A 16,339-nucleotide genomic window follows, 5' to 3' on the forward strand; every position below is an offset into this window, starting at 1 on the left:
TCAGGCCTTCGCGGTGACCAGGCCGCCGCTGACCAGCGGCTCGACCTCGGCGCGGACCTTGCGCTCGACGAAGAACGCGGCGAGCGGGATCGTGCCGGAGAGCATGATCCACAGCATCTTGCCGAAGGACCACTTCGCCTTGGAGCTGAGGTCGAAGGCGAAAACCAGGTAGATCATGAAGAGCACGCCGTGGGCCTGGGACACCACGAAGGTGAGGTCGGCGCCCTTGTCGAAGCCGTACTTGAAAACCATGCAGGTGCAGAGCACCAGCAGCATGACGGCAGTGGCGAAGGCCATCACCCGGTAGCGGGTCAGCACGCTTTTCTTCATGCGACTGAGCCTAACCGTCCGTTTTGCGCGATCCCCACGCGGGTCATCGGGGGGTGGCGTGACGGTGGTTACTTCTCCTCGAAGTCCGCGGCGGCCACCCGCAGCGGGCGCAGCAGCGCGAAGATCTCCGCGCACTCCTCGGCGTCGTACGCGCCGAGGCCGAAGTCGACCTCCATCAGGTCCTCGGTGGCGGCCTCGACGACCTCGCGGCCCTTGTCCGTGATGGAGGCCAGGGTGCCGCGGCCGTCGTTCGGGTTCGGACGCTTGTCGACGAGCCCGGAGCGCACCAGCCGGTCGACCGTGTTCGTCACCGACGTCGGGTGGACCATCAGCCGCTCGCCGATCTTCGACATCGGCAGCTCACCGGCCTTGGAGAAGGTGAGCAGCACCAGCGCCTCGTACCGCGCGAAGGTCAGTCCGTACGGCTTGACCACCGCGTCGACCTCACCGAGCAGGATCTGGTGCGCCCGCATGATCGAGGTGATCGCGGCCATCGAGGGCACCGGCCCCCACCGCTGCTGCCACAGCTCGTCGGCGCGGGCGATGGGGTCGAAGGGAAGACTGAGCGGCTTGGGCACGCACCAGACCCTACCGGGCGGTCATTTGGTGGCCAGCCCCGTCTCACCCCTCGGCCGCCCGCCCCCCGGGCCGGCGGCGCGCAGTTCCGCGAGGAGCACCAGGACCACGACGGTGCCGAGGACCCCGGCTCCGGTGACGACGGCGTGGACCGGCAGGAACTCGGCGGCGAGGCCGCCCAGGGCCATGCCGACGCCCTGGAGGGTCATCATTCCGGTGCTGAGCAGGGTCATCGCGCGGCCGCGCAGCTCGGCGGGGACGGCGTCCACCCACCACTGGTCGAGCCCCAGGGTGTAAGCGTGGGCCAGCCCGGCGAGCAGCAGCGCCGCGAGCACGCCGGGCACGCCCGGCCGGACCGCGAAGAGCAGGAGCGGCAGCAGGCCCACGGCGGCGAGCGGGGCCACGATGCGCGAACGCGTTCGGGCGGTGAGCGCGGAACCCGCGTACACCTCACCGGCGATGGTGGCGGCGGGCAGCGCGCACATCAGCAGGCCGAGGGCGACGGTGCCGGCGCCGAGGCCGTCGACGTACGGGGCCAGCAGCACCTCGGGCACGACGACGAAGACGGGCGGCAGCCAGAACAGCAGGGTCAGGGCGCGCACCCGGCGCCCGCCGAGCACGGCGCCCAGACCGGCGCGCAGCCCGCCCAGTGGTGCCGGGCCGCTCCCGGGGGACGGGGCGCCCGCGCGGGCGGGGCGGGCGCGGGTTCCGAGGCCCAGCAGCAGCGCGGAACCGAGGAACCCGGCGGCGGTGAGGGCGACGGCCCCGCGCGGCGCGAGGACGGTCAGCAGCAGCCCGCCGAGGCCGAAGCCCACCAGTTGGGCGCTCTGGGCCACCATGCGCAGCAGCGAGCGGCCGAGGACGAAGGCCTCGCCGGCGCCGAGGATGTCGGCGAGGGAGGCGTTGCGGGTGCCCTGGAACAGCGGCGCCACGAAGGCCAGGACGCAGCGCAGTACGAGGAGCAGCGCGACCGGGGTGCCCGGCCAGGCCATGGCCGCGGCGCCCGCCGCGCAGACGAGGTCGCACCCGACGAGCACCCGCCGGGCGGGGTAGCGGTCGGCGATCCCGGCGAGCAGGGTCCCGCCGAGGGCGTAGGGGAGGAAGCCGAGGGCGAAGGTGAGCGCGCTCATCAGCGGCGAGCCGGTGGCGCGGTAGACGAGGACGGTGAGGGAGATCTCGGCGACGACGAGGCCGAGCACGGACATCAGGTGCGCGGCGAAGACGGCCCGGAACTCCCTGACCCGGAAGACGGAGAGGTAACCGGCGGAGCCGGCTTCGGCCGGGGCCGGGGTGACGGTTGCCATGCCCGCAGCGTCGCGGGCCTAGGCTGACGGGCGTAGGGATTCGGCCTGAGCCGAATGTTGAGCAATGGTGAGCCGGGTGTTCCGGGGAGCGAGAGGGTGCGGCATGGGGTTGCACCACCGGTTCGGGCACGAGGATCTGCTGCGCTGCCGGTTCGCGCTGTCGCCCGCGTGGGAGACGCAGGAGGCGGTCCGCACCCTGAGCCGCCCGGACCGGCAGGGCTATCACCTGCCGTGGCTGCAGCGGATCCGCGACGCCGCCGACGGGCTGGACCTGCGGCCGCTGTGGCTGCTGATGCCACGGCGGGGGCACAGTACGGACTTCATCAGCCCGCCGCCGAGCGGCCCCGGCGTGTCCTTCGCGGAGGAACTCGCGCTGATCCGCGCGGCGGATCCGGCCGAGGCGCGCGAGGACATGCGCAAGTCGCTGGCCTGCACGCCGGGCGCGCTCGACAGCGGCCTGGGCCGGTCCCTGCTCGCCGATCCGGCGCGGGCGGTGCGCGAACTGGCCGACCTGCTGGAGCGGGCCTGGAGCGTCCTGATCGAGCCGCACTGGCCGCGGCTGCGGGCCCTGTTGGAGGCGGACATCCTCTTCCACTCGCGCCGCCTCGCCGCCGGCGGGCTGGAGTCGCTCTTCGACGGTCTGCACCCGGACCTCCGCTGGGACGCCGCTTCCCTCACCCTGACCATCGAGCGGCCCAGTCACCACGATCGCGTCCTCGGCGGCCAGGGCCTGCTCCTCATGCCGAGTGCCTTCGTCTGGCCGCAGATCGCGGGCGGCTTCGACCCGCCCTGGCAGCCGACCGTCGTCTATCCGGCCCGCGGGGTCGGCGCCTTGTGGACCCCGGCGAGGGAGGACACCCCGGCCGCGCTGGCCCGGCTGCTGGGGCGCGTCCGGGCCGATGTGCTGTGCGCCCTGCACGAGCCGGCCTCCACCACGGCCCTGGCACACCGCCTGGGCCTGGCGCCCTCCACGGTCTCCGCGCACCTGGGGGTCCTGCGGGCTGCGGGCCTCCTCGTCTCGGCCCGCCACGGGCACCAGATCCTCTACGAACGGACCCCCCTGGCCATCGCCCTCACCACGGGCGACCAGGAGTAGGGACGGCCACAGCACCAGGGGGTGTCCGGTGGATCATGGCCGGGCCCGGCCCGCCTGGCACCGGACACCCCCTAGCGGTGTCGCACCCCGGGGCTGACGGTCCGTCATGCCACTATGTCCCGGTTCGCCGCCCGACCCTTCGTCCCCGAGGAAGCCGGATGTCAGGCCGCCGCCGCCCCGCCGATCCCGCCGCCCCCGCCCGCGGGCCCGCCGCCTCCCGCCGGCGCGGACCCGCCGCCCTCGGTCTGGCGCTGTTGCTCATGGCGCTCCCGGGCTGCGCGGACGAGGACCGGCCGGAGGCCGCGCCCGCCCCGGCTCCGGCGGGGAGCGGGAAGGGGAGCGGCGCCTCCCCGTTCTGGGTCGACCCGGGGAGCGAAGCCGCCCGGCAGGTCGCGGCCTGGGAGGCGCAGGGCCGCTACGGCGACGCCCAGGTGCTGCGCCGGATCGCCGACCGGCCGCTGGCCCTGTGGCCCTCGGGCGGCGACCCCGGCCCCGGCATCCGCCGGGCCGCGGCGGGCGCCAGGGCGGCGCGGCAGACCCTGGTGCTCACCGCGCACCACATCCCGTACCGCGACTGCGGGCAGCATCCGCCCGGCGGTGCGCGCGACGCGCGGGCCTACCGCGGCTGGATCGGCGCCTTCGCCGACGGCATCGGCGACACCCGGGCCCTGGTGATCCTGGAACCGGGCGCCCTCCCCCACGCCGTCGACGGCTGTATCGCCCCGGAACACCGCGCCGAGCGCTACCGGCTGCTCGCCGAGGCCGTGGACCGGCTGAAGAAGAACCGGAACACCAAGGTCTACCTGGACGCGGGCCACCCGGCCTGGATCCCGGACCCGCGCGACCTCGTCGAGCCCCTGCGCAGGGCCGGTCTCGCCCGCGCCGACGGCTTCGCGCTCAACGTCTCCGGCTTCCAGCCCGACGCGGCGGTGCGGAAGTACGGCGCCAGGATCTCCGAGGCGGCCGGCGGCAAGCACTTCGTCCTCGACACCGGCCGCAACGGCGACGGCCCGCCGCCCGGCGAGGGGAAGCAGGCCGTGTGCAATCCGCCGGGCCGCTCCCTGGGGGTGGCACCGACCACCGACACCGGAGACCCGCTCGTGGACGCGTACCTCTGGGTCAACCGGCCCGGCACCTCGGACGGCCCCTGCCGGGGCGGCCCCGCAGCCGGCCGCTGGTGGCCGGAATACGCCCTGGGCCTGGCCCGCAGGGCCAGGGAGTGACGGGCCCGGGCCCGGGAGCCCGTCAGGCCTGGCCGCCGGCCGGTTCGTACGGATCGACCGGCAGCGGATCGAAGGGGTGGGCCGTGTGCCCGCCCCTGGGCGAGCAGGCCCCGAACGGCCCGGCCTCCGGGTCCGTCAGCACCCGCAGGTGCGGGTCCGCGTGGTGCAGCCACCACGTGGACATCCCCAGCATCGGATCGTGGCGCAGGTGCTCCCAGGCCAGCCACAGCGCGGACAGCCTGGCACCCGCCTCGGGGTGCTCCCACCAGCGGGGACACCAGGTGGCGGACGTTCCGTTCATGCGGCGCCGGACCGTCGGCGCCAGATATCCGGAGACGAAGGCGAAGACGTCGTCGAAGTGGAACTCAGCCTCCTCACCGGAAGCTTCCCGGGCCCCGGTAGCGGTGCTCATCAGCGCTCGACCCCCGGGGCGCGCGGCGCGAGCTCCGGCACGGGGTTGATCACCCCGTGGCCCGAGGGCCGGCCGGGACCGGGCAACGCGACCTTCGCAGGGATGTCCACGGCCAGCATGAAGCCGTGCGCCCGGTCCGGCCCGGGCCGGGCGGACGCGGCGGGCGGAGCGTTCAGCTCCGCGTAGCTGTCGGCCGACGTCAGCCGTGAGAGCGCGGCCTGGTGCTCCGCCTGCCGGTTCTGCGGCACGTCGATGGCGCCCAGCTTCTCCGCGAACTGCTTCGGCGTCGTCTCCTTGGGGTCGAAGTTCTCCATGCGCACCTGGCAGCGCACGGCGTCGTCCGCGATCAGCTCGTCGATCTCGGGGGGCAGGTGTGAGTGGCGGGGCGAGGGCAGGGCGAACTCCACGCCCTCCTTGCCCACCTGCTTGTGCGCGAGCAGCTGCGGGAGTTCGTCCTTGCCCAGGACGGATTCCTCGCCGATGTCGGCGGCGAAGACGACGACAGGCCCCTTGGCCTCCTCGGCATAGCGGCGGGAGACCGTGCTCCACACCTCCGGCGCGAGGGCCTTCGCCTCGGCCTGCGGCACACGGAACTCACGCCTGAGCATTCCCCGGACCTCGGGCTGCCACAGGTGGTACGAATCCAGCTGCCGGCCTGCCGGACTGTCCTCCAGCACCTGGTAGTCCCGGGCCTCCCCGCATTCCTGCGCCACGAACCGGTGCTCCACCTCACCGGGTGTCCCGTCCAGCTCGGACTTGTAGGACCAGAAGGCGCGAACGTCCCCCCGGTCCTCGTTGGTGACCGACGCGTTCGCGGCGACTCTCCGGATGAACGACTGCACGTCCGGAAGGTCCTGCCCCTTTTCCTTCGCCTGCTGCCAGTCCCGGACGATCCGGTCCCTGACCTCTTTCACCTGCTGACGTGTACGGGGCCGAGCCGCCTCGTACTCCGTCTGGCGTCTCAGTGCCGCCGCGGCCTGTTCGCGTGTCGGCGGCGCTGCCTTCGTCATCGGCGGGCGCCCAGGATCTCGGAGGGTGCGTAGACGTCAACCGAAATGGACGACCCTCCTGCCAGGTCGGCGGTCCAGGTGTAGGAGGCCACTGACTGGCTCAGCACCACGTACGGCGCCCCGGGCACCCCACCGGTCGGCTTCCAGTAGGCGAACCGGTAAGGCTCCCGGCTCTCCAGCCGGCCCTCCCTGTCCGGCCAGTACGACGACACCGGCGGCTCCGGGAAGTCCTCGGCGTCCCAGGAACCCGACCAGGTGGGTGCACCCAGGACCGCTTCGGCGGCCTTCAGGTACACCGGCCAGGTCTCGCCCGCGGCGGAGAGCACCTCCCCGTTCTCGGCCGCCGTGTCGGCCAGGAGCTCCCAGGGACAGTGCGTCAGGCTCTGGACCGGACTCCACTGCCCGCCCAGGACGTCGAAGAACGTCCAGCTGCCGCCGCTGCGCGTGGTCACGTTGAGCTGCCGGTCGAAGGTCTCCGGCACCCAGCCGTACCGCTCGCACCATTCCCGGAACTCCGGCGACCCGCCCTGCGGCGGCCCGTCCCATACCGAGACCCAGTCGACTCCCTGCCAGCTCTCCAGCTCCGCGGTCAGATCCTGGGCGGTGCGGCCCGTGGTCTCCGTCAACATCCTTCTTCTCCTTGCTCATTCGGTGCTGTTTCGAACGTATCCCGGTCGCCCGCGTGCTCAGGTGCGGGCGCCCGGGTCATGCCGGCTCAGGGAGGCCTTGACCGCGTCGGCGTGCGGGCCCTCCCACCAGGGCAGCGTTTCGACCAGGACCGGCTTCGTCCCGGAGGCCAGGACGAGCGCCCGGCCCGGGGGCATCGCACCCAGGTCGGACACCTTCAGGACGCGGTCGCGGCGGACGGACTCGTTCACGGTGCGGTTTCCGGACCAGCCGATGAACTCCGCCTCGCGGGTGGCGGTGAACTCGCGGACGTCGTACTCGCCCGCCAGCTCGGAAAGGTCCCCGAGGAAGCGGGTGTCGGAGACGCCGCCGCCGTAGACCCGCACGTTCGCGGCGGACCAGAGCTTCTCCATGCCCCGCTCGCCCCACACCTCCACGCCCTGCGCCCAGGACTGGAGGATCGTCATCAGGATGATGCCGCGCGAACCGTAGTGCGAGTACAGGTCGGGCAGGGCGCGCCAGCGGCAGACGTTCGCCGCCTCGTCCAGCACCGCCAGCAGCGGCTTCGACAGCCGGCCGCCGCGCTGGGAGGTGGCGTACTCCTCCGCGGCCTCGACGACGGCCACGGTCAGGGCCGTCACCAGCGGGCCCGCCGAGTCGCTGCCCTCCCGGGAGAGCGAATAGAGGGTGCCGTCACCGCGGACGAACTCGGCGGGGTCCAGCTCCGGACGGTCGTCGTCATCGGCCATCGGCGTCACCCACCTGTTGACCTCGGGATTGACGAGGCAGGACGCCATCTGCTGGGCCACGCCGTAGATTCCGCCGCGCTGCTTGTCCGGAGCGGTGATCACCCCGAACAGGGAGTCCGCCGGCATGTGGTGTCCCGCGCCGCGCAGGATGCGCTCCGGGCTGTCGTCCTTCGGGTTGGCCAGCCACGTGTAGATCCGGGTGATCGGTGCCTTGGCGGTGGCGGCGGCGAGCAGGAGGTTGGCGAGCAGGTCCCGGCCGGCGGGGTCGAAGTACGCGTCGGTGGAGGCGTCGGCGTCGCGCGAGCCCGAGGCGAAGTGCTCGGCCAGCTTGCGGGCCCGGGCCACGTCCGTCACGTACGACAGGGGGTTCCACCACCAGGTGGGCGCCTCCTGGGCCACCTGTTGCGGGTCGAAGACCCACACGGGGCCATGCGCGCCGCGCGGCCCGCGGGTGGCGTCGACGATGTCCCGCTTGTTGGAGGTGACGAGCACCGCGCCCGGGGCGTCGAGGATCGCCGGTATGGCGCGGCGGGTTGTCTTTCCGGTGCGCGGACCCCAGATGTCGACGTGCATGTCCTCGAAGGAGCCGTACAAGGACTGCCGTCCGCGCACCGAGCGGCCTATGAGGACACCGGGCACGCGGCTGCGCACGCCCAGGCGCTCGGCGGTCGCGGAGGCTCCCTTGGCGCTGAGGCGGCCGAGCTCCTCGCCCTGCGCGAGATGCTCGGCCGCACCGTCGACGTCGGGCTTCCTGCGCAGACGCAGGCGGATCCGGTAGACGGCGAACGCCGCCCCCGCGACCACGAGAACCTCGGCGGCCGCGAAGGCGTTCGCCGGCCCGCCCGGCCACACGTACGCGCCCGCGACGAGGTCCACGGCGAAGACCAGGGGACCGGCCGGCGCGGGCGCCCCTCCCGCGGACGCGCCGAGGCGCGCGGCGAACCAGGCACCGCACAGGAGGACCAGGGCGGCCGCCACCAGAAGGGCCGCCTCCTTCGCCCAGGCGTCGCCGGATCTCGGCTGCTTCTGCTGATCGGCTGTCATCGTCACGATCCTCCTTCTGCGGAGACGGCCTCGTCCGGGGAGGAGGAGAGACGCGTGGCCTGCTCCACCCAGCGGACGACGTCCTGGGTACGGCTGCGCCACCCGAGTTCCCTGAGCACGTCCATGAGGGGTGCGCTCAGCTCGAGGGCCCTGCGCGGGTCTTCCTTGGCCAGCAAGCGCCAAGCGGCATGGGCGTTGCCCGCCACCTGCGCGGTCTCGGTCCTGGGTTCCGCTCCCGCCCGGCGGCGGCGCAGGGCTGTCTCGACGAGCAGCTGCACGGTGGCGGGCAGGTCGGCACGCCGGGCAAGCATGAGCCAGGCCCGGGCGCCGAGGACGTGCACGGTGTGGGGGTGCAGCGGCCCGTACTCGACCTCCAGCGCGGCTTCCGTCCGCTCCGCCAGGGCGATCGCGGTGGAGATGTCCCCCGCCCCGTGCGCCGCCCACAGCCGCGCCCAGGCGTCCTGGTGGGCGGCCGGCAGCGGCGCTCCCCACTCCGCCGCGACGGGCCGGGGCGTGCCCGGTGGGGCGGGCACTGCGGGAGCTTCGGGCTCTGCGAAGCCTTCGTGCACTGCGGGCACTTCGGCCAACGGGGCTTGCGGCTCGGCGGGCCGGGCCTGCGGGGGCGGCACCACGGGGTGGGGGGCCGACAGCGTCGTCACGTTGCCGTCGGGGTCGACGACGAGGGGCCAGGCCGAGCCGTCGGGCTCCTTGGCCGTGACCCGGACGGGCCGGCCACGCAGTGCCGCGCGTACGCGGATCTCCGCGAGCGCGGCCCGCCGGGCGGCCGGAAGGTCGCCCTGCGGGGTGCTGACCGGCTCGCCGTCGATGCTGACGCCGGAGCTCGTGAGGGTGATGGTGTAGACGGGGGTGCCCGGCACCTGGCCGGGGTCGGTGGTCACGGGGTCATCCGCCCTTGGGGAAGTACGGGGGCGCCCAGCCGAGGTAGGTGGCGCCCCACTTCGTCTCGATCTCCGTCGCCGGGACGACGTCGATGTATCCGGGCCTGCGGATGTCGTTGCTCGCGATCTGGCCGTCCCCGAGGTAGACGGCGACGTGGCCGGCCCGCTGGCCGGTGTCCCAGTACATCAGTGCACCCGGAGGCGGGTTCCTGTCCTTGTCGTGCTTCATGCTGGCGGGCATTTCCTTGTAGTGGTCGATGGCGTAGCCGACGCCGGAGTACGACCATCCGTAGGCGTAGGCGGTGAACGCCAGACACATCTGGTACCACTTCTTCGGACCGCTCCGCGCCTCTTCGCGGGCCGCCGCGATGGCGTCCTTCGTGCTCCGCGGGTTCTTGACCTCGGCCGGCCAGCCGGCGGCGCCGTCGTGGAAGGGCGCGCCCGGCTCGCCGGGCTTTGCGCCGTCGTCCTCGCAACCCTTGCCGCCGGGCTTGTCGGGCTTGCCGGGGTCACCGGTGTCACCCGGGGCGCTCCCGCCCGTACCGCGCCGGTTCAGGTCGATGCCGGCATCGCGGGCGATCCCTCGGGCGTAGTCCTCGTGCTGGTCGTAGAGATCGGGGTACGCGCTGCGCTGGACGGCCTGGGCGGCGGCGCCGTACTTCATGGACTCCCAGCCGCGGATGTCGGTCAGGCCCGGCGGGTCGCCGTCGTCGCCGCCCCAGAAGAACATCTTGGCGGCGTACTTGGGCTGCATGATCTGTTCCGGGGTGCCCCAGCCCGCGACGGGGCGCTGCTGGAACAGTCCGACCGAGTCGCGGTCTCCGTAGTCGAGATTGAGGAGCGTGCTCTCCTGCATGGCCGTCATCAGGGCGATCAGAGTGGCCCGACCGGACAGTCCGCCCTCCTTGGCGACCCCGTCGATGGTCTCCGCGTTCGCGATCTGTGCCTTCCGCATGCCCTCTCCGGGGCGCTGCGCGCCTGCGCCCCCGCCCTCGTCGTCGTCTCCCGGGCCCGCTCCGGGGCGGCCCCGGTCGCCGCAGCCGACGGCCGAGGCGTCGCCGCCCAGGGCGGCGACCAGCCCGAGCAGCAGCAGACAGAGGACGAGGACGACCGACACCACGGCGGCGGCCTTGAGCTTGAAGACGGTCCCCTTGGCATTGAGCAGGAGGCCCGCCGCGTCACGGGCCCGCACTACAGGCCCAGGATCCGCGTGATGTGCCACTTCCCGTTGCCGGAGGTCATCATCTCCAGCTGCAGGACGGTGTTCTCGCTGTAGTCGGTGTAGCCGTCGACGTCCACGGCGGCCGTCGCCTGACGCCACACCCGCAGCGGGGAGTCTCCGGGCAGGTCCTTCCCCGCCGGGGCCACCGCTACGGAGCGCACCTTCGATATGCCGCCCCGGCTGACGAGCTTGTCCCAGGCCGGGTCGGTGTGTTCGGAGAGGTTCACGACCAGGGCCGGCGTCATGAAGGCCTTGGCGCGCTCCACCACCTCCGCGTGCTTCTGGTCCTGGGGCGGGTTGCGGGTGAGGTAGATGCGCATGAACTGCTCGGCGACCCGGTCGGGGTTGGCGAGGTCGGCCGGCGGGGCCGAAGGCGAGGGCGAAGCCGACGGTACGGCGGAGGGCGGGGCGGAGATCGCGGGGACCTTCGCCTCCCCGCTGTCCGGCGCCGGGTCCGCGGGGGCCGCGGCCGAGGCCCCCGCGGGCTGCTTCTCGCCGAGGAGGCCCGGCCACACCCAGCGGGCACCCGCTCCGAGGGCCAGCACCAGCACGACGATGATCACGGCCCCGGCGGGGCGGATCGGATCGTGACGGCGCTGTTCGCGCACCCACTCGTGGGACCTGCGCCGCACCTCGTGACGGTGCACGGCCTTCGCACTGCGCCGCTCGCGGCGGCTGCCGCCCTTCTTGACCTCCTCCGGGTAGTTGACGCCGGCCAGGATGTCGCGCCACTCCTGTGGCGTTCGGTCACTCATGTCCGCCTGACCGGGGGTCGGAACGAATGGGACGGTGTTCTCGCAGGGCCGCGCGGGGGCCCGTTGGGTGTGCTGCGGACGACGGTCCCCACGATGACGCGGGGCTCGCCGGGCGACCCCGGGGCCGGAGCCTGGCGGAAGGCGAAGTTCGGCCGCCTGCCGGTCTCCGGGCGCATGACCGGCGAAGCCGGGGTTCCGGACGGGCCGTTCCCCTCGCTCGTGCCCGGAGCCGCGGCGGCACCGGCCGAGGGGCCGGGGGGCAGGGCCGGGCGGACCTCCCTGCTCTGGGCGGGTAGGGCCGGACGTGAGTGCGAGCCCTGAACGGCCAGAGCCGGCTGCGGCGCGGGTCCGGTGACCGCCGCGGTGCCGGCCGTCGTCGTACCTGCCGCCCCCGAAGCGGATCCGGCAGTGGATCCGGCGGACCTCCCTGCGGGGAGTGCGACCTTGGGGCGTCCGGCCGGGAGCGGCGCCGGGGCCGGCGGGCGGGCCGGGGGAACGCGGGTGACGGTGATGTCGGCCCCGTCACCGGAGCCGCCGGAGCCGGAGGGAAGCCTCGGAGTGTTCCTCCCTCCGCCACCGCCGCCGGACCCGCCGGGCAGGGTTTCCCCGGGACGGGGGTTGGAGCCGGAGCCGGGACCCTTCCCGCCCTTGCCGACCATACTGAGGGCGCGGGAGGCGAGCATGCCCCCGATCGAGCCGCCTGTCGTACCGCGGACGCCGAAGATCTGGGCGAGCACGGACCGGAACTGGAAGGCCACGATGGAAAGGGCGATGGACAGTCCCATCGTGGGCAGCCAGCCGTACTTGCCGAACATCTGCATGGTCGCGGTCTGTGCCGAGAGCACGGCGCCGAGCACCAGGGTCGCGATGAAGCTCTCGAGGGTGCGGGCGAGGAGTTGGTCGAACCAGGCCAGCCCCCACTGCCTCGGCCGCCCGGGAATGACCCAGAGGCAGGCGAAGAACACGCCGGTCAGGAGCAGCAGCAGCGACCCCAGGAAGGCCGCCAGGGATGTGAACGCGAGGACCAGCAACAGGATCGCGAACATCAGGGCGACGATGACGGCGGGGATCAGCACCATGATGCGGCCGACCGGGGTGTCGCCGTCCGCCCAGTCCTTGGAGGCCAGCCCGACGTTTTCCTCGCTCACGTTTGCGTCGATGTACTCCTCGCGCTTGTCGACGCTCGTTCCCTGGTCAAGGACTTGCCTTCCGTACTTCTTGCAGACCTCCATGCTCCCGAATTCGGCGATGCACCACGGGGTGGCCACGAACCCGCGCCAGATGGAGTCCTGAGACTTCCGGAGCAGCGTGTCACGGCCGTTGTCCGTGAACTTCGGCTGGTTCTTGAGCGCGAACGGGTAGTCACTGGACTCGTTGCCGAGGCCTTCGGCGGTGGCGGTCATGGTGACGCTCGCGCCGACCTGCCGCGCCGAATCGACCCCGCTCACCCAGGACTGGGGGCTGGTCAGGAGGGATACGGACACCACGCCCGAGATCAGGACCCAGGCGATCTGCGAGAGCCCTCCTCCTCCGCCGCCCTTCCTGTGCTGCACGAAGGCGATGAACCCGCCGACGACGAGGCAGCTCGGGAGAATGAACTCCATCAGGCTCTGCGAGGCGCCGCCGATCATTCCGGAGATGGCCTTCTCCATCTCCGGAATCGACGTGAACCGGAACACCCAGCCCACAATCACCGTCATGGCCAGGCCGACGATGAGGAGAAGGGCCATGAGGAGCGAAACGATGACGTGCGCGGTCGCGTCCACCCCCTCGAACACGTTGAGGTCGGCATCGACGAACCAGCGCCCCGGGTCGTACAGCTCGTACATCGTCTCCCCGCCCTCGGGGATGTTCCCGTCGCTCGGCGACCAGAAGAGGTCCCCGATACCGACCGGGTTGATGTCTTCGGCATGTGCCTGACCCGCGAGAACCATCACGGAGGTGAAGGCGAAGAGCACGGGGATCGCCACGGTTCTGAGCCGCGGCGCGCGTATGGACATCTTTTACTGCCCTCCCGCGGTGAGCACAGCGCGGACCAGCGCGGGCATGTCGGGCATGTGTGCCATGTCCTTGGGACGCACGTCCTTGCGCTGGTCGACGCGCCAGGAGCCGCCCTCCTCGACCAGGCGCAGCGCGACCCGGCTCGTCTCGGTGGGCTTGCCCGGCCACGTGTAGGTGTAGGTGACCAGGACTCCGTACCCGGCGGGGTGCCTGCCGACAGCGGGAATGTCCACGACGTCCGAAGCCTTGGACGGCCCCACGTCCGCACGGGCCGGACCACTGCTGGCCTTCGGGGCGGGGGTTTCGTCCTCCGTGTTGGTGGCGACGCACTGTTCGACCGTCCCGTGCAGGAAGCCCTGGGACTCGAGCGGGCAGGCCGTCTTCCAGTCCTCGCGCTTGGCCGCGTCCATGTAGGTACGGGCCACCTCCATGGCCGCCGCCTTCGGGTCCTTCGGCCCGAAGATGCTCCCCCCGTCCTCACCCGATGAGGAGCTGCAGCCCGTCATCGCCAGGGAGGAGGCCAGGACGAGGGCGGCGACGTGGATCGTGCGACGGGTCATGCGGGCACCTTCTCGGAGTCGTCGGAGTCCGCGGCCTGGCGCGCGGGTTTGGGGGAGGTGTCGAGGAGTTCGAGGAGTTCGAGGCTGGGGACGTCCCACTGGACGGTGGCGCAATGGAAGCGGCGGTCGCGGATGATGCAGTGGCCGTGTCGGATCTCACCGTCGGGCAGGAGGCCGACGGAGCGGATCAGGGCGCGGGTGTGGTCGTCCTTGGGCAGGCCCAGGAGTTCGGCGAGGCCGTCCTGCTGACCCTTGGTGGTGAGCTGGAACCCGGCGACGGTGGTGAGCTGTTCGGTGATGCCGACGAGTTCGACGAGGCTTTCGGGGTCCTGGGTGTCCAGGAGGAGGGAGGTGCCCAGCGCGCGGCCGACGCGGGCGATGTACTGGAGGAAGTTGGCGCCTTCGCGGGTCGCGGTCAGGACGTGGACCTCGGGGACGCACACGCTCTTGCGCAGGTGGCGCAGGTCGCGGCGGCCCGCGGTGGTGATGCCGTAGGCCAGCATGCTGTGCATCAGGGCCACCGACAGGCGCTGCGTCGGCGTCCACTCGTGCCGCCCAGCCTCGACCCCGGGCAGGGACAGACCCGGCATCTGCACCACCCAGATCCCCGGCCCCGGGGAGATCAGCGGGGCGTCCCCGGTCGGACGGCCCATGAACGGGGCGCCCAGCGAGGACTGGGCGAGTTCGTACAGGGCCTCGCCGGTCTCCCGGGCGAGGGGGTCCTCCATCGTGCGGAGGTATTCGATCACCTTCCACGTCGCCGGCTCCCCCGCCTTGACGACGGCGTTGACGGCGTGGGTGATGGGGGTTTCGGCGCCGCGCTGGCGCAGGTGTTCGGGGGCGGCGATGCTCAGCTGGGCGGGGACCTCGCCGCGGGCGGCATCGATGCCGTCGGCCGCCAGCAGCGTGAACAGGTCGCAGGACCCCGCGAAGCGCGGGCCGGTCTCCACCAGGTGGGCGTTCAGGCCGTACCGGCGAGCGGCGTTGACCACTCCCCCGAGGTCACCCTTGAAGTCCAGGGCGATCGCGTGGGCACCGCGGAACGCGGCGTCCAGCATCGACAGCATCATCGCCATCGTCTTGCCACGGCCCGAACGGCCCACATAGGCCGTGGTCGTGGCATCGCCGCGGTCCGAACCCGAAGTGACGTCGTTACGGAACACCCCGGGCGTGGAGCCGGTCAGGTAGCCGACGATCGGGCCGGTGTCGTCACCGACCTGCGCACCGCCCCACCACCACGAGCCGGCCAGCGCCGTGACGTCCCGGACGTGACCCAGATCCGGTACCCGCAGCTGGTCGCCGGGCTGCGTTTCGATGTACAGCTCACGCTGCTCCTCCTCACCGACGACCACCTCGATGCCGATGCCGCCGTAGTGGGTGATGACGGCGTCCACCCGGTCGCGGAGGTCGGCGAGCGAAATCGTGCTGGTCACGACGAGCCGCGGGTGATCCTCGACGAGGGTGAGGTCCTCACGCCGCATGTCACGCGTGAGCCCGGCCATCACGTGCTCGGTCTCCTCGATCTCACGCCCCGGGTCCTCGGCGGACTGCCGGGCGGCCGAACGCCGCTGCTCCTTGGCCAGACGCCGCGCCTCGTCGACCAGCTTGAGGGCCTCGCGCTTCGGCTGGACCCGGAACCGGACGCTCGCCTCGGGGGACACCGGAAGGATCAGCGCGCTGGGGTCGATGGCCGGGTCGAGGTCGTCCTCGTCCACGTCCGGTACGTAGTTGATTTCGGAAAGGACGCGCAGCCACTCGCCGTTGCCCGGGCTCTGCATCTCCTCGGGAAAGCCCGTCATGGTCAGGACGGCCGTCCAGGCGGCCACCTCCCCCTGCGCGTCCACCACGCGCAGGTGGTCGGGGTGCGGCAGGATCCGCCCCCGGGTGAGCGCCGCCAGCTTGGCTCCCGTGATCGCTGCCCCGTTCGCCGCCGGGAGCGGTGCGCCCCGGTGCTGCTCGCGGGAGATCATCCACGCCAGGGTCTCGACAGCGGCCGGCTGGGCCTTCCACGGACTGGCCTCCAGGCGGCGGCCGAGGCGGCGCATCTGAGCGTCGAGCTTGCTGAGCTCGCGCGTGGAGACGTTCGTCGAGGTGAGGCCCAGCCCCTCCTGCACGCCGCGCTTGCCGGCCGTCCGGGCCGCGCCCGCGCGCTCTGTCATCCGGACACCGAGGAGGAGGTGCCGAGTGGGCAGGCCGATCTGCTCGAGCCTGCGCACGCGCAGATCGGCCCACTCCTGCCACTCGCCGTGGCTGAACGTCTCGGCCGCCTCGGCGATGTAGTCCTCGGCGTGCAGTGGCGACCACAGCACGCGCAGGTGGCAGTCGAACCCGGCAAGAGTCCGGGCGAGGGCCGCGGCGGCGGCGTCGAGCTCGGTGTCGCGCGCGCCCTCGCTCATGAGGTCGGTGTTCGAGGAGGCGAGGGTGAACCAGGCCTCCGTGTGGCTGTCCGTGATGATCAGGCCGTCGGCGAGGGCGACGTACCGCGGGGCGCCGGCGGACCGGTCGCCGCCGATGCCAAGGAACGTGCCCAC

15 protein-coding genes are annotated in these 16,339 nt (G+C 72.6%); 2 read left to right on the forward strand and 13 right to left on the reverse strand.

Annotated elements, in window-relative coordinates:
- The 3 genes from OG447_RS00605 to OG447_RS00615 form a co-directional block, all read right to left on the reverse strand.
- Positions 1-330 carry a DUF3817 domain-containing protein gene (locus OG447_RS00605; RefSeq protein WP_266934196.1) on the reverse strand — a complete coding sequence of 110 codons (330 nt, stop codon included), beginning with the start codon at positions 328-330 and terminating at the stop codon, positions 1-3.
- 68 nt (positions 331-398) lie between these two features.
- A complete protein-coding gene (locus OG447_RS00610; RefSeq protein WP_266934197.1) occupies positions 399-908 on the reverse strand; it encodes a MarR family winged helix-turn-helix transcriptional regulator in 510 nt (169 codons plus the stop codon).
- Positions 909-929: 21 nt separating this feature from the next.
- On the reverse strand, positions 930-2,210 hold the full coding sequence (locus OG447_RS00615; protein ID WP_266934198.1) for an MFS transporter: 1,281 nt from the start codon (positions 2,208-2,210) through the stop codon (positions 930-932).
- Between the two features lie 103 nt (positions 2,211-2,313).
- On the opposite strand from OG447_RS00615, the gene OG447_RS00620 reads away from it, so the two are divergent.
- Complete coding sequence (locus OG447_RS00620; RefSeq protein ID WP_266934199.1) at positions 2,314-3,306, forward strand: DUF5937 family protein; 993 nt, start codon at positions 2,314-2,316, stop codon at positions 3,304-3,306.
- Between the two features lie 158 nt (positions 3,307-3,464).
- Positions 3,465-4,529: a glycoside hydrolase family 6 protein gene (locus tag OG447_RS00625; protein ID WP_266934200.1), complete on the forward strand. Its 1,065-nt coding sequence runs from the start codon at positions 3,465-3,467 to the stop codon at positions 4,527-4,529.
- Positions 4,530-4,551: 22 nt separating this feature from the next.
- Here the strand turns inward: OG447_RS00625 and OG447_RS00630 are convergent, their stop codons facing one another.
- From OG447_RS00630 to OG447_RS00675, 10 genes are all read right to left on the reverse strand, one after another.
- Positions 4,552-4,941, reverse strand: a complete 390-nt coding sequence (locus tag OG447_RS00630; protein WP_266934201.1) for a DUF4913 domain-containing protein — start codon at positions 4,939-4,941, stop codon at positions 4,552-4,554.
- A complete protein-coding gene (locus OG447_RS00635) occupies positions 4,941-5,855 on the reverse strand; it encodes a hypothetical protein (RefSeq protein ID WP_266934202.1) in 915 nt (304 codons plus the stop codon). Before OG447_RS00635 ends, OG447_RS00630 begins: the two co-directional genes overlap by 1 nt.
- 92 nt (positions 5,856-5,947) lie before the next feature.
- Positions 5,948-6,580, reverse strand: coding sequence for a hypothetical protein (locus OG447_RS00640; protein WP_266934203.1), 633 nt, complete (start codon positions 6,578-6,580; stop codon positions 5,948-5,950).
- A 57-nt stretch (positions 6,581-6,637) separates the two neighbouring features.
- A complete protein-coding gene (locus tag OG447_RS00645) occupies positions 6,638-8,371 on the reverse strand; it encodes a type IV secretory system conjugative DNA transfer family protein (protein ID WP_266934204.1) in 1,734 nt (577 codons plus the stop codon).
- Between the two features lie 2 nt (positions 8,372-8,373).
- The gene (locus tag OG447_RS00650; RefSeq protein ID WP_266934205.1) at positions 8,374-9,270 is read right to left on the reverse strand and encodes a hypothetical protein; all 897 of its coding nucleotides are present in this window, start codon (positions 9,268-9,270) and stop codon (positions 8,374-8,376) included.
- Between the two features lie 4 nt (positions 9,271-9,274).
- A complete protein-coding gene (locus OG447_RS00655) occupies positions 9,275-10,462 on the reverse strand; it encodes an NlpC/P60 family protein (protein WP_266934206.1) in 1,188 nt (395 codons plus the stop codon).
- A complete protein-coding gene (locus tag OG447_RS00660; RefSeq protein ID WP_266934207.1) occupies positions 10,462-11,247 on the reverse strand; it encodes a hypothetical protein in 786 nt (261 codons plus the stop codon). The genes OG447_RS00655 and OG447_RS00660 overlap by 1 nt, the downstream gene beginning before the upstream one ends.
- Positions 11,244-13,247, reverse strand: coding sequence for a hypothetical protein (locus OG447_RS00665; protein ID WP_266934208.1), 2,004 nt, complete (start codon positions 13,245-13,247; stop codon positions 11,244-11,246). The genes OG447_RS00660 and OG447_RS00665 overlap by 4 nt, the downstream gene beginning before the upstream one ends.
- A gap of 3 nt (positions 13,248-13,250) precedes the next feature.
- Entirely contained in the window at positions 13,251-13,808 is a 558-nt protein-coding gene (locus OG447_RS00670) for a hypothetical protein (RefSeq protein WP_266934209.1), read from the reverse strand.
- Positions 13,805-16,339 carry an ATP-binding protein gene (locus OG447_RS00675; protein ID WP_266934210.1) on the reverse strand — a complete coding sequence of 845 codons (2,535 nt, stop codon included), beginning with the start codon at positions 16,337-16,339 and terminating at the stop codon, positions 13,805-13,807. Before OG447_RS00675 ends, OG447_RS00670 begins: the two co-directional genes overlap by 4 nt.

It is taken from the genome of Streptomyces sp. NBC_01408 (assembly GCF_026340255.1).
Taxonomy (GTDB): domain Bacteria; phylum Actinomycetota; class Actinomycetes; order Streptomycetales; family Streptomycetaceae; genus Streptomyces.